This is a genomic window from Flavobacterium aureirubrum (genome assembly GCF_038739835.1).
GTDB classification, from domain to species: domain Bacteria; phylum Bacteroidota; class Bacteroidia; order Flavobacteriales; family Flavobacteriaceae; genus Flavobacterium; species Flavobacterium aureirubrum.
Genome location: NZ_JBCGDO010000023.1, coordinates 14,485 through 31,401 on the forward strand (window position 1 = coordinate 14,485; position 16,917 = coordinate 31,401).

Consider the following 16,917-nt stretch of genomic DNA (forward strand, 5'->3'; position numbering starts at 1 on the left):
GAGCAATGAAGATACTAACACAAAAATTCAATACAAAATACGATACTGCTCCATTTTCTCAAATTAAAATGGACGATTACAAACCTGCTTTCATCGAAAACATTGCGAAAGCAAAAGCAGAAATCGACGCTATTATCAACAATCCAGAAGCTCCAACATTCGAAAACACGATTGAAGCATTGGATTTTTCTGGTGATGCATTAGACCGATTGTCATCGATTTTCTTTAATTTGAATTCGGCTGAAACTTGTGACGAAATGCAAAAAATCGCTCAAGAAGTAACGCCATTATTGACTGAATTCAGTAACGACATTACTTTGAATGAAGATTTATTCAAAAGGATAAAATCGGTTTACGAGCAGAAAAACACATTAAATCTTACTGCAGAGCAAGCGACTTTACTAGACAAAAAATTCAAAAGTTTTTCCAGAAACGGTGCTTTATTATCAGAAGAAAAAAAAGCTAAACTTCGTGAAATCGATACTGAACTCGCAAAACTAAAACTGACTTTCAGCGAAAATGTTTTGGCAGAAACCAATAATTATCAGTTGCATATAAAAAATGAAAATGATTTAAAAGGTTTACCGGAAGGAACAATTGAAGCTGCACGCTCATTGGCCAAAGCAAAAGAATTGGACGGCTGGATTTTTACGTTAGATTTTCCAAGTTATTTGCCGTTTGTAACCTATGCTGAAAATCGTGAACTGCGAAAAGAAATCGCTATTGCTGCTGGCAAAAAAGCGTTTCAAAACAACGAATTTGACAATCAAGAAATTACATTAAAGATTGCAAAATTACGTTTTGAACGAGCCAATTTATTAGGATATGAAACCCATTCTCACTTTGTTTTAGAAGAACGAATGGCGCAAAATCCTGAAAAAGTTAAATCGTTTTTAAATGATTTATTGGTTAAAGCAAAACCTGCTGCCGAACGTGAATTTGCTGAATTATCAGCATTTGCAAAGGAATTAGACGGAATTGAAAAATTAGAAAAATGGGATGGCGCGTACTATTCTGAAAAATTGAAACAGAAATTATTCAATTTGGATGATGAAAAACTAAAACCTTATTTTAAGCTGGAAAATGTCTTGAATGGCGCGTTTACCATTGCAAATAAGTTATTCGGATTAACCTTTACCGAAGTTTTTGACATCGATAAATACCACCAAGAAGTTACCACTTACGAAGTAAAAGACGAATTTGGAGCATTAGTAGCCCTTTTTTACGCCGACTTTTTTCCACGACCAGGAAAACGAAATGGCGCTTGGATGACGAGTTTCAAATCGCAATACATAAAAGATGGGAAAAACGAACGTCCGCATATTTCCAACGTTTGTAATTTTACAAAACCAACCGAAACAAAACCATCTTTACTTACTTTCAACGAAGTAACAACATTATTCCACGAATTCGGTCACGGATTACACGGAATGTTAGCCAACACAGTCTATCCAAGTTTGTCTGGAACGTCAGTGTATTGGGATTTTGTGGAATTGCCAAGCCAAGTTATGGAAAACTGGTGTTACGAACCCGAAGCGTTGGCATTATTTGCCAAACATTACGAAACCGGAGAAATTATTCCGCAAGAGTATGTTGAAAAAATCAAGGAAAGTGCAAGTTTTCAAGAAGGCATGGCAACATTGCGTCAATTGAGTTTCGGACTTTTAGATATGGCTTTTCACAGTAATAATCCAACCGAAATTACTGATGTAAAAGCGTTTGAAAAAGCGGCATTTGAAGGTACAGCATTATATCCTGATGTTGCTGAAAATTGTATGAGTGTTTCGTTTTCGCATATTTTTGCTGGTGGCTATTCGTCTGGATATTACAGTTATAAATGGGCTGAAGTTTTGGATGCTGATGCGTTTGCGTATTTTCAAGAACAAGGTATTTTCAATAAAGAAGTAGCTACGAAATTTAAAGATAACGTACTTTCGAAAGGTGGAACCGAATTGCCAATGGAATTGTATAAACGTTTTCGTGGTCAAGAACCGAAAGCGGATGCGTTGTTGAAACGTGCTGGATTGATTTAGATTTCATAAATTTTAGAATTTTTGATGTTCAAAAACCAAAAAAAAGATAAACGATGAACTTCATTGTCCCAAACTGGCTAATCATCACTAGTGGTATTGGTCAAATATTTACCGCATTGATTTATCCATATATCCGTCATCAAGTTTTTGATTGGTATAATGATGTAAAACAATTGAAACCACTTAATCAAGAAATTGCAAAAACCTACGGAAGATATATTCAGGGATTGAACTTTTCATTCGGATTAATTGCCATTTTATTTACAAACGAATTAAAAGAACAATCCGCATTAGCCGTTGCATTAACCGGATTAATTGCAGCATATTGGGTCGGTAAAGTAGCAACTCAAATTGCCTATTATCCAATGTATGATATTCCGAAACGTACTTTATTTAAAGTTGGAAGTTATTTTATGAATACTCTTTTTGTACTTTTTGCAGTTGTAAACACATTACTGTTCATTCATAATTTGATTGGATATTATAAATTGTAATAATGACTACAATACATCTTTCCACAAAAATTAAATCATCCAAGCAAGTAATTTTTGACTTATCAAGAAACATTGATGTTCACAAACTTTCTACAGCAAAATCTAATGAAACGGCTATTGATGGAATTACTTCAGGTTTAATCAATAAGGGTGAAACTGTTACTTGGCGAGGCAAACATTTCGGGTTTTACTTAACGCACAAAAGCATTATCTCAGCAATGGAAATTCCAAGTTATTTTGTGGATGAAATGGTTGAGGGAAAATTTAAATCGTTCAAACACGAACATTCCTTTATCGAAGAAAACGGATTTATAATGATGATTGATAAAATTGAGTATCAAACGCCATATGGCATTTTTGGAAAATTATTTGATGTTCTTTTTCTAAAAAAACATTTAACCAATTTTATCAATGAACGAAATAGCGTTTTAAAAGAATTAGCTGAAAACAACCAAAAATAACCACCAAAAAATCGGAATACTTTCTACCCAAAAAGAAGCATAATATCGTGAACGATTTTCATTAGAAAACAGCAAAAACAAAATCGTTGTTAGTGCCAAAGCTAATTTCAAAGCAAAAAATTCTAGTTTAAAATCAGTCGATAAAAATTCTAATAACACGAACAAAACCATCAACACAACTCCTACTCGTTTGGTTTTGGTTACGCCAATTTGTTGCGGAACGGTTTTTAAATGTGGATCATCCAATCTTAAATCGATAATTTCAAAAATTAAAATCAGCACAAAAATTAAGATAAATCGTTGTGCTGCCACCAAAAAAACATAATGGGTAAAAGGTAAATTAGAATTGATTATCGGCAGAAAAAGCGTCACGCCAACCCAACACAAAGCCACGATATAAATTTTTATTCCAGCCCAATTTCGAGCATTTTTTCGATTTGGGAAAAAAGGCAATGTGTACAACAAGGTTATACCCAAAAACACTGATGCAATGAATTGTGTATTTCGTTCGAGCCATAAAAAACAATACACTGCCATCAATAAAGAGAAGAAACTCAAAACTGCAATTGCTTTCAACTCCAACCGCATTTCGAGTTTTTGACTTCGAGCTAACGCATCGTATTTGACAAAATTATATCCTACGATGGTTCCAAAAAAGGCAAACGAAGAAACGCTTTCTATTAATTCAATTTCAAACAAGCAACCTGTTAATCGTGTCAAAGCATAAACAGACAATGCCACGTGAATGCTGCTATTAATATAAAAATCAACTATTTTTTTAAGTGTTTTCAATCAATATAATAGGTAAAAAAACAACACTCAAAGGAATAGACAAAATTAGTTTTAATTTTCATCTATTCCTTTGAGTGTTGACTAAAGGATAACTTTTATCTAACTAAAAATTATTTTTTGATAATCTTCTTAACTTCTGATTTTCCATCAGTTGTAAATTGAACCATATAAATTCCTGGACTTAATTCACTAACATTTAGTTCAGATGTTTCTAGCACACCAGATTTAATCAACTTACCGTCAAAACTAAATAATTTATAATTTACATTTTCATAAGAATGAACAATATTGATTATGTCATTTACAGGGTTCGGGAATATTTTAAAATTCAATCGTTCATTTGTATTGACGTCTAAAGTCAACGCCACTCCTTTTAAACTAAAATTATTGAACGTTACTCTGTTACCTAAATCTGCAGTCATGTTTGTTCCAGAAAAACGCAATCTAATTTTAAAGTTTGGATTGTTTTCGACTGCATCAATACTAGAAAAATCGATATTGAATAATTGGTATGACGGTACTAATGGTAGTAATGATTCTGTTAATCCTGTAGTTGTCCAGTTTGGCAATCCTGAGGTAGTTGAATATTCTACAATAATTCCATCTGCTGCTAACTCATTTCTTGCTGCAAAAGCAAATTTTACATCCTTAAATCCTACAGTAGATAAATTAAAAATCATTGCGTTTTCTCTTTCGCCATTTTGAAATGGTTGTTTGATTTGTAATCCTCTCATATTAGAAGAAGCAAAAGGAACATTATTATTTGCCTCAGCGATATAATTTATTTCGGTTGGACTATTTCTCCTTTCCATGGAAGCTTTTCTCCATAAAGGACTTGTACTAGTAAATGGATAACCTTCTAAGCAAGATTGATATTCCAGTACACCTTCTGCCGGTAATTCAAATGTTGAATTTAAGCTGGTCAATGGTGTATCATTTACCACTGAGCTATCAATAACCCAAAAGTAAATAGGTTGTTCTACGGCTACTGGAACATCGGCTTCAAAATTTGCAGTGATAGTGAAATTTGATGATGTAGTAATCGTAATTTCATCTGATGTTCCTGTAAAATCACCACTCCAATTGGTAAATCGATATCCAGGCAAGGGAATTGCTTTTAACGTGATAGGAATTTCTTGAAAATAAATTCCTGTCCAAGGATATGGATTGGCTGCTACACCTGGAGTTGATGAATTGATTTCGACCGTATTAATTTTTACAAATCCGTGAGTTGCATCGCTTACATTTAAAGTTGCATTGATGTCACCTGTGATACCAAATTTAGTTCGAATATGTTCTCTTTGAATATTTGGTCTGACAGCTGCAAAATTTTCAATTACGTCTTGACTTTGTTGCCACCAAGTGTAACTTGAAGGTGCAGACCAACGGTTGATTTGTTCTTGAATTTCGGGTTCAATTACAGACGCAAATTGATTGGAAACACCTATCACTCGCTCAGGTAGAAAATAGGTGTTCATCATATCTGCAAAACGGTTAATAAAACTAAGTTTAAACTCGGCATTCTCTAATAGTCGTCTTACTATCAAAGTTGACCATTCAGGATTTGGCCATTCCGTTCCGCCAGTAGCGGTTGCAAATTCTAATGTATTATGGTCATTAATATCAAGCATTAAACTAAAACCTGCATCAGTATCTTTGATTGCTGTTCTCCATCGTCCGTCATTTCCATAAGCGGCTTGAGGATTAAATGTGGTGTTTTTTCTCCAGAAAAGAGTATTCCATCCTGGCCAATCCGTATTCTGAATAAAAATATTGGTTATAAAATAATCTCTGAAGTTATCGGCATCGAGTTGTGTTTTAATGTAATTATAATTAGAAACATCTGCCAATGAATTATTTTCTAAATAAGAAAACATCGCCTCGAAATGGTCACCACTTCCTTCATCTACCTGATAACCATCGTCAATAACTTCGATATCAGCCTCAACAATACCATACTTTCTTTCGAAATAATGTCTATCCATTCGTTCTCTAATGTTTAACATTCCCCAATATTCACCGTTTAAAAGAACAACAGACGGTTGATATAATTGAAAATCAAGTCCAGTTTTTCTGATTAGTTCGTGTGTAAAAGCATCTTTGTAATAGGTGTTAAAAAAATCATTTCCTGAATTTCTTAAAACCAAACGTTTGTAACTATTATAGCTTTCACCGGAAAAAATTGGGTAATTAAATGTAGCCGCACCCAGTTCAGGTCTTGCATATAATCGTAATGACTTATTTTGAAAAGCACGAGAACCGCCACCATTGATTCGGATACCAACTTGCTGATTTAAAACTTCATTTCCGTTTACAAAATAATTAAAATGTCCAACTTGTTCTTTAGCTTCGCCTGAGCGGTCATAGTTTGACTCTGAGTAATACAAGGCACCAATATCTGGATTAGCTACTCTCCAATTATCAAAATCAACACCTGCTACATAAATCCCATCGTTGTAGTCAAAAAATTTATTTTCATCCACACTGATTTATACTACCGGAATACTAAATTTCTGGTTTCCTTCTGGAGAAACGATATAAGTTTGCGTTACAATTTTGCTTTCTAATGCACCCGCTTTAAATACTCTAGCACGAACAACAGTAGCTTTAAAGATAGAATAATCGGGAATATAATAAGAAGGATCAAAATCAAAAGTGGATGAAATAGTAGAAATATCGTTAGGCTGACTTGTTCTATCCGCGATAGTCAGAGGTGTTGTATATTGAAACGATTGAAAACTATTAGTAAAAAACTCATCAATAGGAAGTTGACCAAGATCAATTGGATATTTATTTTTATACTGATAGGTTGTCCCATTAAGATTATCAATTTTTGGATCTGAACCATCAGTTGTATAAACAATCGTAACAGTAGGATCAGGATGACTTATTGCTAAGTTAAAACTTTCTGAAAAAAATCCACCTGCAACAGAAAATGTTGGTGGCGATAAAACTTCATTATATCCCGTTGTGGTATTGCTTTCACCTGGTGTTGGTTAAGGAAAAATAACTAAGGTTGATGAACCGTCTGTTTGTCTTCCATAGGAATAATTTTGAGGGATAATTATGGGAGCATAACTATCTACTATTGTTGTATTGGGATGGGTTAAGGTGATAGTTTCTCCTGCTGCGCTAATTCTAAAATTAGTATGAAGTGGGAAATTGCTATCGGTTTTGTTTTTACCTGAACACCATATTAATAAATGTTCTCCTGGCTCTATCCAGTATTCAGGGAAAACCCATTGAAAAGGATTTGAAGATAAATCAGTCAATCCATAACCTTGCAAATTAATGGGCGATGCTGTAGGGTTAAATAATTCAAGCCAATCTTCATAACTCCCGTCTTCATCAGTAAGTACTGTCGAATTGGATGTGATGATTTCATTGATGACCACATTTTGTGAATTAATATTAAAGGAAATGAACAATAATGCAAATAATGATAGTGCTCTCATCATAATAATTATTTAAAATTTTTGTCGAAAGTAGAAATTTAGGTCAAAACAGTTTACTAATTTTTCATAAAATCGTTTAAACCAACTTTTTATTCGACGGATGCCAAAATCAAGAAGTAGGACCGGTTTATTTTTAGTAGGTTCGTTGTTAATAATCAACAACTTTAGTTAATAAAATATCATAAAATATTAGACATTGTTTAACTAATCATTACAATAGTATTGGTTACTTTTGTACCGCTGAAATTGTATAGATTTCTTCACTACAAAACACAACTAAACTAACATTAGAAAAATCATTTAATGAGAACAGACGCATTTGCATTACGCCACATAGGTCCAAGTGAAGATGACCTACAAAAGATGTTGAAAACTATTGGTACAGAAACAATGGAGCAACTAATTTTTGAAACAATACCTGATGATATTCGTTTAAAATCAGCGCTCAATTTAGAACCAGCCATGACGGAATATGAGTTTGCAAATCACATCAAAAAGCTAGGTGATAAAAATAAAATGTTCCAATCCTATATTGGTTTAGGCTATCACCAAGCGATAATTCCAGCGGTTATTCAGCGAAATATTTTTGAAAATCCGGGTTGGTACACTGCTTACACTCCTTATCAAGCAGAAATAGCACAAGGTCGTTTAGAAGCCATTCTTAATTTCCAAACGATGGTTATCGAACTCACCGGAATGGAAATTGCAAACGCTTCACTTCTTGACGAAAGTACGGCTGCTGCCGAAGCGATGGCACTACTTTTTGACGTTCGTTCGCGCGAGCAAAAGAAAAATAACGTGAATAAATTTTTTGTTTCTGAAGAAATTTTACCACAAACCTTATCGGTACTACAAACGCGTTCTACTCCTATTGGCGTAGAATTGGTCATAGGAAATCATGAAGAATTCGATTTTTCGAATGACTTTTATGGAGCCATTCTTCAATATCCGGGAAAATTTGGGCAAGTTTATGATTACGCTGGTTTTATTGCCAAAGCAAAAGCCAACGAAATTAAAGTAGCTGTTGCCGCTGATATTTTAAGTTTAGTAAAACTGACTTCACCCGGCGAAATGGGTGCCGATGTGGTTCTTGGAACTACACAACGTTTCGGAATTCCGTTAGGCTATGGTGGTCCACATGCTGCCTATTTTGCCACAAAAGAAGAATACAAGCGTTCCATGCCAGGAAGAATAATTGGTGTTACCGTGGATACTGACGGCAATCGTGCCCTTCGCATGGCGTTACAAACTCGTGAACAACACATCAAACGCGACAAAGCCACTTCAAATATTTGTACCGCACAGGTTTTATTATCGGTTATGGCAGGAATGTATGCCGTTTATCATGGTCCGAAAGGCTTACAATATATTGCCAATAAAGTACATGCATCGGCAGTGACTTTGGCAAACGAGTTGGAAAAACTTGGTTTATATCAAATAAATACAGCTTATTTTGACACTATAGTTGTGAAAACAGCAGCCAAAAATGTGAAAGCCATTGCGGAAAGAAATGAAGTAAACTTTTATTATATCGATGAGAATACCGTTTCCATCTCGTTAAATGAAACTACCAGCATTGCTGATTTAAATAAAATAGTTGCAATTTTTGCGGAAGCCAATGGAAAACAAGCTACTACTATCTCTGAATTGCAAAACGGAAATCAAATTCCTGCTAGTTTAGAAAGAACATCAAACTTTTTACAGCACGATGTTTTCAATAAATACCATTCAGAAACGGCTTTGATGCGCTACATCAAAATGTTAGAACGTAAAGATTTAGCCCTTAACCATTCAATGATTTCGCTAGGTTCGTGCACAATGAAATTAAATGCCGCTTCAGAAATGTTACCTTTAAGCATGGCACAATGGAACAACATTCATCCGTTTGCACCATTAGACCAAGCCCAAGGTTATCAAGAAATGTTGGCCAAATTAGAGCAACAGCTTAATGTAATTACGGGTTTTGCCGGAACCACATTACAGCCCAATTCTGGTGCACAAGGCGAATATGCCGGCTTAATGGTTATCCGAGCCTATCATCAATCGCGCGGTGATTACCACAGAAATATTGCTTTAATTCCGTCATCGGCACACGGCACCAATCCGGCTTCGGCTGCCATGGCCGGAATGCAAGTAGTGGTTACAAAAACATTGGATAACGGAAATATTGATGTAGAAGATTTAAGAGAAAAAGCCATTTTACACGCAGCCAATCTATCCTGTTTGATGGTTACCTATCCGTCCACTCACGGTGTTTTTGAAAGTGCGATTAGAGAAATTACCCAAATCATTCACGATAACGGCGGACAAGTCTACATGGATGGTGCCAATATGAATGCACAAGTGGGATTGACCAATCCAGCCACTATTGGCGCAGACGTGTGTCACTTAAATCTTCATAAAACCTTCGCCATTCCTCACGGTGGTGGTGGACCAGGCGTAGGACCCATATGTGTTGCTCCTCAGTTAGTGCCGTTTTTACCAACAAATCCTGTAATTCCAACGGGTGGCGAACAGGCTATCACGGCCATTTCTGCTGCGCCATGGGGTTCTGCTTTAGTTTGTTTAATTTCTTATGGCTATATCTGTATGCTGGGCGCAGAAGGTTTGAAAAAAGCTACCGAAGTAGCCATTCTAAACGCCAACTATATTAAAGAAAAATTAAACGGTCATTATGATACGCTATATAGTGGTGAAATGGGTCGCGCGGCACACGAAATGATTTTGGAATGTCGTCCTTTTAAAGAAAAAGGAATTGAAGTAACCGATATCGCCAAACGATTAATGGATTATGGATTTCACGCACCCACAGTTTCTTTCCCAGTGGCAGGAACTTTGATGATTGAACCTACAGAAAGTGAAAACTTGGAAGAATTAGATCGTTTTTGTGACGCAATGATTTCAATTAGAAAAGAAATTGAATCGGCTACGATAGAAAATCCAAATAATATTTTAAAGAATGCACCCCATACTTTAATGATGGTCGCGGCAGATACATGGATTTATCCTTACACTCGTGAGCAAGCCGCATTCCCGCTGGATTATGTTGCAGAAAACAAATTCTGGCCCACAGTGCGTCGTGCTGACGAAGCCTATGGTGATAGAAATTTAGTATGTAGTTGCGCTCCCATAGAAGCATATATTTAAAAATTTAAATTTGAATAATAAAAATCCCAAATTCCAGCCTGCAATAATAAAGGAGAGTTTGGGATTTAATTTTTACTTCTATGAACGACATTCAAAACCAAGACGATTTATACCTACTGGTTGATGAGTTTTATAAAAAACTGTTAGCCGATGAAAAAATCAGCTACATCTTTACTGATGTGGTGAAGATTAAAATAGAAAAACATTTGCTTTATCAAGCAATCTATAGAAATTGTGCTTGGGAATTAAGTCCTGTAGATGAACTTGGTAGAGCATTTTTGGGCTGAGTTCTTTTCGTCCTTGCATGGTTTAAAAATACCATTTTCTATACTTTTTTGCAAGTGTTTTTTGGGATATTTGTTGGAGTTGTGCAACAAACACAGCGGTTTCAAGAAATGGCGAGGCATGGGATTCATCAGAAATAGTAATTGTTGAATCAAAGTTTTGTTTATATATTTTAATGCAAACTAAAGGCGAAACGTTATGCAACACCATGAGAAACCAAATAGTAAAAATTGCGAGATTTTATCAAAATCTCGCAATTTTTACTATTTTTGTTTTAAAAAAGATAAACTGAATATGATTGAAACTGCTCCACCATACATTAAAAATGATGATACTATTTCGTTAATGATTAAATTTCAGAGTAATGGAACACTAAAAAGCATCCAGGACGATTATCTTTATTGGGATAAAATTAAGTATAAATCAACAGATTGTAAATCAGAAGAATTATGGAATGCTGTAAAATTATTTCGCTATATAAGAAGTAACAATTTAAAATTTGGTAATCATGTCTTTAGTTATATGATAACCGATTATATGCAAAGAACATTACATCAATTCGATTTACATATTGGAGGTACATTAGGAAGTAACATCGGAATAGCTGAAACAGATAAAACTAAATTCGTAATTAGTTCAATCATGGAAGAAGCAATCTCTAGTAGTCAAATGGAAGGTGCAAATACTACTCGGAAGAAAGCAAAGGAAATAATTCAACAAGAAAAAAAACCTAAAAATAAATCTGAACAAATGATTATGAATAACTTCATTACTATGAAACACATTGTTCAGCATAAAAATGAAGATATTACTCCAGAGAAAATTTTATATGTACATAAATTAATATCCAATAATACATTAGAAGATTTTGAAGATGAAGGAAAATTTAGAGATAATGATGAAGTACATGTTTTAGATTATTCAAATAGTGAAATTGTTCATACGCCTCCACTAAAAGAGGAATTAAATGTACTAATAAAAGATTTATGTGATTTCTGCAATTCTGATACCGAAACTTTTATTCATCCAATTATAAAAGGCTGTATTATTCATTTTATGATTGGTTGGATTCACCCATTTACCGATGGTAATGGAAGAACTGCAAGAGCGTTGTTTTATTGGTATATGTTAAAACAAGGATATTGGTTAACTGAATACTTATCAATATCACGAATCATTAAAGACACAAAAACTCAATATGAAAAAGCATATTTATATACCGAAAATGATCAGAATGATTTAGGGTATTTCATAACTTACCATATAAAAACTATGGAAAAAGCATATGATGCATTAAAAGAATATATAAGTAGAAAACAAAGAGAAGTGTTCCAAGCCGCAAAGTTCATAAAAATTCCAAATGTTAACGATAGAACATCTCAAATACTTAAAATTATGAATGATGATGGCGATAGAGTTTTTAATACAAAAGAAATTGAATCGAGATTTAATATATCGAACTATACAGCTAGAACAGATTTAAAAACTCTCGTTGAACTTGGCTTTTTAGAAATAATTCAAGTCAATAAGAAAAAGCAAAATTTTATAAAGTCTAGAAATTTTAATGAAACCTTAAAAAAGTATAATATCTAATATGGCGATTGCCTAACACTTGCTAAAACTCATGGCTAGTTTTTCTTTAAATTGTTTGTTTACTTTTCATAACTTCGCTTGGTTGGTTATGGAAAAAAACTTTCCATAAACCGTCACAATATCAAGCAATTAAACGTTAGCTGTCAGTTTGGCGGAACGAAAACGGAAAACCAATTAAATAAGAAAATTTAAAACAAGCTTTATGAAAAAAACAATTTTGACTTTAGCCTTAATAAGTTTAACTTTAACTATAAAATCTCAAAATGCGAGTGTTGAAAAATCTGTATATGGAATTCAAACAGGTTTATTTGGTATATGGGCACATAACGAAAAAAAACTAACTAATCAAATTGCATTACGAAGTGAAATAGGATTTGATAGTGGAATTTGGGGCGGAGATTTTTATGACAAAACGGGATTTTTAATGACGCCAGTTATAACTGCTGAACCAAGATGGTATTATAATCTGAATAAAAGAGTAAGCAAATCGAAAAGAATTGACGGAAATAGCGGAAATTTTATTTCACTTAAAACAAGTTATCATCCAGATTGGTTTGTAATTTCAAATTATGATACTATAAATATTATTAGTGATATTTCAATTGTACCTACTTGGGGAATAAGAAGAAATATTGGAAAACATTTCAACTATGAAACCGGAATTGGAATTGGTTACCGTTATATTTTTGCGAAACAAGCTGGTTATTTAGACAACGAAAGTGAAGCGACAATTAATTTACACTTAAGAATTGGATATAGATTTTAAAAAAACCGAACGGCTAACACCCGTTCCTATGTAAAGCATCATAAAGTTATTAACAACTTTGAATAAGGGTTATATGTCGTTTTTTTCTCGAGTTAATTTATCCGCAATAGGGCTTGTTGATAAGGTGGGCAACAACTTTTTGTCCGCCGAAGGCTTGGGACTAAAAACTGAGGCTCACTTTATGGTTGTTGCCGCGGAATAATTTTCTATTTTACTTGATTGGTTATTCCGACACGTTATGATGTTGCATAGTTCAGAATATATAACAGCTACCTTTCTAACAAGTATTTGTATATTTGTTTGGAAGATTGTGATAGTTTTTTCATGGTATGAGTTGTACTACTGCTCTAGCCCCGATTGAAGTGGAAATCCTTTTCTTTTTTTTCTACTAAAAAAAGAAAAGATTGTAACGGAAAGCGGGAAATAGCTCCAAAAAAAAAGAAAATGAACGACATCCAAAACCAAGACGATTTATACCTACTGGTTGATGAGTTTTATAAAAAACTGTTAGCCGATGAAAAAATCAGCTACATCTTTACTGATGTGGTAAAGATTAAAATCGAAGCACATTTGCCGATATTGGTTACGTTTTGGTCGCAAGCCATTTTGGGTACTGGCGGTTATACTAAAAACTTGACGCAAGTTCATTTGGACATAAACGCTAAAGAATATTTATCGAAGGAACTGTTTACTATCTGGCTCAACCATTTTAACACAGCGGTTGACGAAAATTTTAAAGGTGAAAAAGCGGAGCAAATTAAAACACAAGCACTGAGCATTGCGACGATCCTGCAAATTAAAATTGCACAAGAAAAAAAGACCTAATTCTTCTTTTAACAAAAGCAATAGTAAGTATGCAATAAAAAGATTTAAATAATGTAAATTACGCAAAAAAAAGTGCTAAAATAATTTATTTCGTAATTATATGCGCGCATAGTAGTTCGAGGTATGTTATTACATTATTAATATTTAATTTAGCCAATTAAATTGATTGTCATGCAAATAAAAATAACAGGTTCGGGCTGCTATATTCCTACAGAAATAGTGACCAATAAAGATTTTATAAAACATGTTTTCCTTAATGATGATGGCACCGCTTTTCCGCTGCCTAATGAAGTGATTACTGAAAAATTTTATGATATCACTGGCATTGAAGAACGTCGCTATGCCTCTGACGATTTACAAACTTCTGATATTGCGACTATTGCTGCAAGAAGAGCGATAGAAAATGCTACTATTGACCCTGAAACACTAGATTATATCATTTTTGCCCACAACTTTGGGAATGTAAAAAAAGGTGCCATCCAAACCGATTTGTTACCCAGTTTAGCGTCGAGAGTTAAATATGATTTAAGAATAAAAAATCCAAAATGTGTTTGCTACGACATGCTTTTTGGTTGTCCTGGCTGGGTGGAAGGCGTGATACAAGCCCAAGCTTTTATTAAAGCAGGCATGGCTAAAAAATGTTTGGTTATTGGAGCAGAAACGTTATCAAGAGTGGTTGATTTGCATGACCGCGATAGCATGATTTATTCTGACGGCGCTGGAGCTACGATAATTGAAGCTACTGAGGACGAAGGTGGAATATTGGCACATGAGTCGGCCACCTTTACTTATGATGAAGCTTATTATTTATTTTTTGGTAATTCATTTAATAAATCACACGACCCTGATGTTCGCTTTATTAAAATGCATGGTAGAAAAATTTATGAATTTGCCTTGAGTAATGTACCCAAAGCCATGAAAGCGTGTCTTGATAACAGTGGCGTTGGTATTAATGAAGTAAAAAAAATACTGATACATCAAGCCAATGAAAAAATGGATGAAGCTATTGTGCAACGCTTTTATAAGCTTTATGACCAAAAAATGCCCGAAGGCGTAATGCCTATGAGTATTCATAAACTAGGCAATTCGAGCGTTGCCACAGTTCCCACATTATATGATATGTTGATAAAAGGGCAACTTGAAAATCAAAGTATTCAAAAAGGCGATGTCCTTCTTTTCGCATCGGTTGGCGCAGGAATGAATGTGAATGCCATAGTTTATAAAATGTAAATCAAATCATAAAAAATTTGAAAAAAAAACTGGCTTTTTAAAATAAATAGTATTTTAGTATAACAAAAAATTACTAGGTTATGGACGAGCAAGATTACGATTCTAAGATTGATAAGTATACCAAAGAAAAACTAGCCAAAGACCGGCAGCTACTTGAAGAAGAGAAAGAACTCAAAATCAAATGGCGCAACGAAATAGACCAAAACGAGCAGTTGCAACTTTACTTGTCAAATTATCAAAAAAAATCGGCAGAGGATTTTATTGTTCATTATATCAACCAAAAGTATCAAGTCTACCGCTATGGTGATATGTATATTCAAATAGATGAAGAGCAACGTTCTAAATGGATTGATATAGCCCATGAGCACCTAAAAGCCATTCTACAAAAAAAACTTTTTGATTTGCAGTGCCAATGGCGTGCCGAGGAGATAAAATTAAATTTCATTGAAAAATGTATCGATTTTCATAAGTGGGAAAATGAAATTTTTAACTGTCCCCTCGTAAAACCCATATCAGAAGCAGAAATCAAAATGTACAAAACATTTTTGTTAAAATCTAAGATAGATTTTGCAAACGGTTTCTCTGCAGAAAATTGGCAAGATTACGACTCAATAAAAGAGGTTTATCTTAGTAGTGAGAAAAAGGACGATAACAGCATACCAACATGGTACCAATATCATTTTAATAAAACAGGGTCGTCAAAACTATTACTACTTCCAGATATTAGGGGTGAAAAAGAGGAATTTTACATAAAAATATGGCGTGAGCATGAGAATAAAAAAATCAAAGAAAAACTAAAAGACCAACCGATTAAGTTAACAGACAATCGTCCCTATTTAAGTTCATATAACGACGAGGTAACCGCTTATTTATTTGACCACTTCGAGGATTATGAAACACAAAAGCGTTATCACTACTACAAAATGGCTATGGATGATACAGAAGACACTTTTCACTACGAGGATATATTTAGAGAGTTAATAGAGCAGAATGAGTCCATCCCAATAAAAAGTAATAACAATATAAAAGAGGCAGTCGTTGCAGCCTATAATAGTTATTATGCAAAAAAAATAGCCGAACACCTGCCCTTAGCTTATGAACAATATCTACTAAACCGGAAAATGGGTTTTGTCATAAGAGGCGATAAAGATTTTTTTGGCGAGTTAGATGACATGTATACGAAATCTATTCTTGGTGGAAGAGAACTTAATGGTGAGCCTAGAGATTTTAATTTTTAGGAAGAACTAAATCTAGTGTCATACAAAGTATAATTTATCTGTAACTTTACACCCTTAAAACTTGCAAACTAAATGTACGAGAAGACATATCCTAGCAAACGCTTCAACATCACATTAGATTTTTTAAAAAAACACGTCAAAACTTCTGAAACCATTTTTGACTTAGGAGTTCCAAATCCGTTTTCGAAAATCATGGAAGACAATGGTTATAAAGTGATTAATACTACAGGTGAAGACATAGACAATGACCAGTCAGCGCTGCGAAAAGCAACCTATGAAGTATTCACTGGTTTTGAAATTTTTGAACATTTATTAAATCCTTATACTGTTTTAGAAAACATAAAATGTGATAAAATACTAATTTCAATTCCGCTACGTTTATGGTTTTCTCCAGCCTATAGAAGTAAAACAGACAAATGGGATAGACATTATCATGAGTTTGAAGACTGGCAGTTAGACTGGTTATTAGAAAAAATAGGTTTCAAAATTATAGATAGCGTGAAATTTACACATCCTGTTAAAAAATTCGGTTTCCGTCCGTTATTGCGATGGTTTACACCGAGGTATTATTTGGTTTATGCGGTTCGTCAATAACAAT

The 16,917-nt window shown here is 34.0% G+C and carries 14 protein-coding genes and 1 pseudogene; 11 read left to right on the forward strand and 4 right to left on the reverse strand.

Annotation, left to right across the window (positions count from 1 at the left end):
• Positions 1–5: 5 nt before the first annotated feature.
• The 3 genes from WFZ85_RS13750 to WFZ85_RS13760 are packed head-to-tail and all read left to right on the forward strand — an operon-like array spanning position 6 to position 2,988.
• Entirely contained in the window at positions 6–2,033 is a 2,028-nt protein-coding gene (locus tag WFZ85_RS13750; protein ID WP_342696863.1) for a M3 family metallopeptidase, read from the forward strand.
• 53 nt (positions 2,034–2,086) lie between these two features.
• Complete coding sequence (locus WFZ85_RS13755; protein ID WP_342696864.1) at positions 2,087–2,527, forward strand: hypothetical protein; 441 nt, start codon at positions 2,087–2,089, stop codon at positions 2,525–2,527.
• Positions 2,528–2,529: 2 nt separating this feature from the next.
• Complete coding sequence (locus WFZ85_RS13760) at positions 2,530–2,988, forward strand: SRPBCC family protein (protein ID WP_342696865.1); 459 nt, start codon at positions 2,530–2,532, stop codon at positions 2,986–2,988.
• Here the strand turns inward: WFZ85_RS13760 and WFZ85_RS13765 are convergent.
• The 4 genes and pseudogenes from WFZ85_RS13765 to WFZ85_RS13775 form a co-directional block, all read right to left on the reverse strand.
• Positions 2,965–3,780 carry a UbiA prenyltransferase family protein gene (locus tag WFZ85_RS13765; protein WP_342696866.1) on the reverse strand — a complete coding sequence of 272 codons (816 nt, stop codon included), beginning with the start codon at positions 3,778–3,780 and terminating at the stop codon, positions 2,965–2,967. The genes WFZ85_RS13760 and WFZ85_RS13765 overlap by 24 nt on opposite strands.
• Before the next feature lie 110 nt (positions 3,781–3,890).
• Complete coding sequence (locus WFZ85_RS13770) at positions 3,891–6,263, reverse strand: CotH kinase family protein (RefSeq protein ID WP_342696867.1); 2,373 nt, start codon at positions 6,261–6,263, stop codon at positions 3,891–3,893.
• Positions 6,264–6,269: 6 nt separating this feature from the next.
• A pseudogene (locus tag WFZ85_RS16475) lies at positions 6,270–6,695 on the reverse strand (FN3 associated domain-containing protein); the annotation flags it as partial.
• 81 nt (positions 6,696–6,776) lie between these two features.
• The gene (locus tag WFZ85_RS13775; protein ID WP_342696868.1) at positions 6,777–7,238 is read right to left on the reverse strand and encodes a lamin tail domain-containing protein; all 462 of its coding nucleotides are present in this window, start codon (positions 7,236–7,238) and stop codon (positions 6,777–6,779) included.
• Between the two features lie 300 nt (positions 7,239–7,538).
• Between WFZ85_RS13775 and gcvP the strand changes: the two genes are divergently transcribed.
• From gcvP to WFZ85_RS13815, 8 genes are all read left to right on the forward strand, one after another.
• Entirely contained in the window at positions 7,539–10,382 is a 2,844-nt protein-coding gene (gene gcvP / locus WFZ85_RS13780) for an aminomethyl-transferring glycine dehydrogenase (RefSeq protein ID WP_342696869.1), read from the forward strand.
• 80 nt (positions 10,383–10,462) lie between these two features.
• Positions 10,463–10,669: a globin family protein gene (locus WFZ85_RS13785; protein WP_342696870.1), complete on the forward strand. Its 207-nt coding sequence runs from the start codon at positions 10,463–10,465 to the stop codon at positions 10,667–10,669.
• 196 nt (positions 10,670–10,865) lie between these two features.
• Positions 10,866–12,260 (forward strand): Fic family protein, encoded by a 1,395-nt coding sequence (locus tag WFZ85_RS13790; protein ID WP_342696871.1) that lies wholly within the window; start codon positions 10,866–10,868, stop codon positions 12,258–12,260.
• A gap of 202 nt (positions 12,261–12,462) precedes the next feature.
• Positions 12,463–13,026, forward strand: coding sequence for a hypothetical protein (locus WFZ85_RS13795; RefSeq protein ID WP_342696872.1), 564 nt, complete (start codon positions 12,463–12,465; stop codon positions 13,024–13,026).
• Positions 13,027–13,470: 444 nt separating this feature from the next.
• A complete protein-coding gene (locus WFZ85_RS13800) occupies positions 13,471–13,851 on the forward strand; it encodes a group III truncated hemoglobin (protein ID WP_342696873.1) in 381 nt (126 codons plus the stop codon).
• Positions 13,852–14,022: 171 nt separating this feature from the next.
• Positions 14,023–15,081 carry a 3-oxoacyl-ACP synthase III family protein gene (locus tag WFZ85_RS13805; protein ID WP_342696874.1) on the forward strand — a complete coding sequence of 353 codons (1,059 nt, stop codon included), beginning with the start codon at positions 14,023–14,025 and terminating at the stop codon, positions 15,079–15,081.
• An 80-nt stretch (positions 15,082–15,161) separates the two neighbouring features.
• The gene (locus tag WFZ85_RS13810) at positions 15,162–16,319 is read left to right on the forward strand and encodes a hypothetical protein (RefSeq protein WP_342696875.1); all 1,158 of its coding nucleotides are present in this window, start codon (positions 15,162–15,164) and stop codon (positions 16,317–16,319) included.
• Positions 16,320–16,391: 72 nt separating this feature from the next.
• The gene (locus WFZ85_RS13815) at positions 16,392–16,913 is read left to right on the forward strand and encodes a methyltransferase (RefSeq protein ID WP_342696876.1); all 522 of its coding nucleotides are present in this window, start codon (positions 16,392–16,394) and stop codon (positions 16,911–16,913) included.
• The last annotated feature ends 4 nt before the right edge of the window (positions 16,914–16,917 follow it).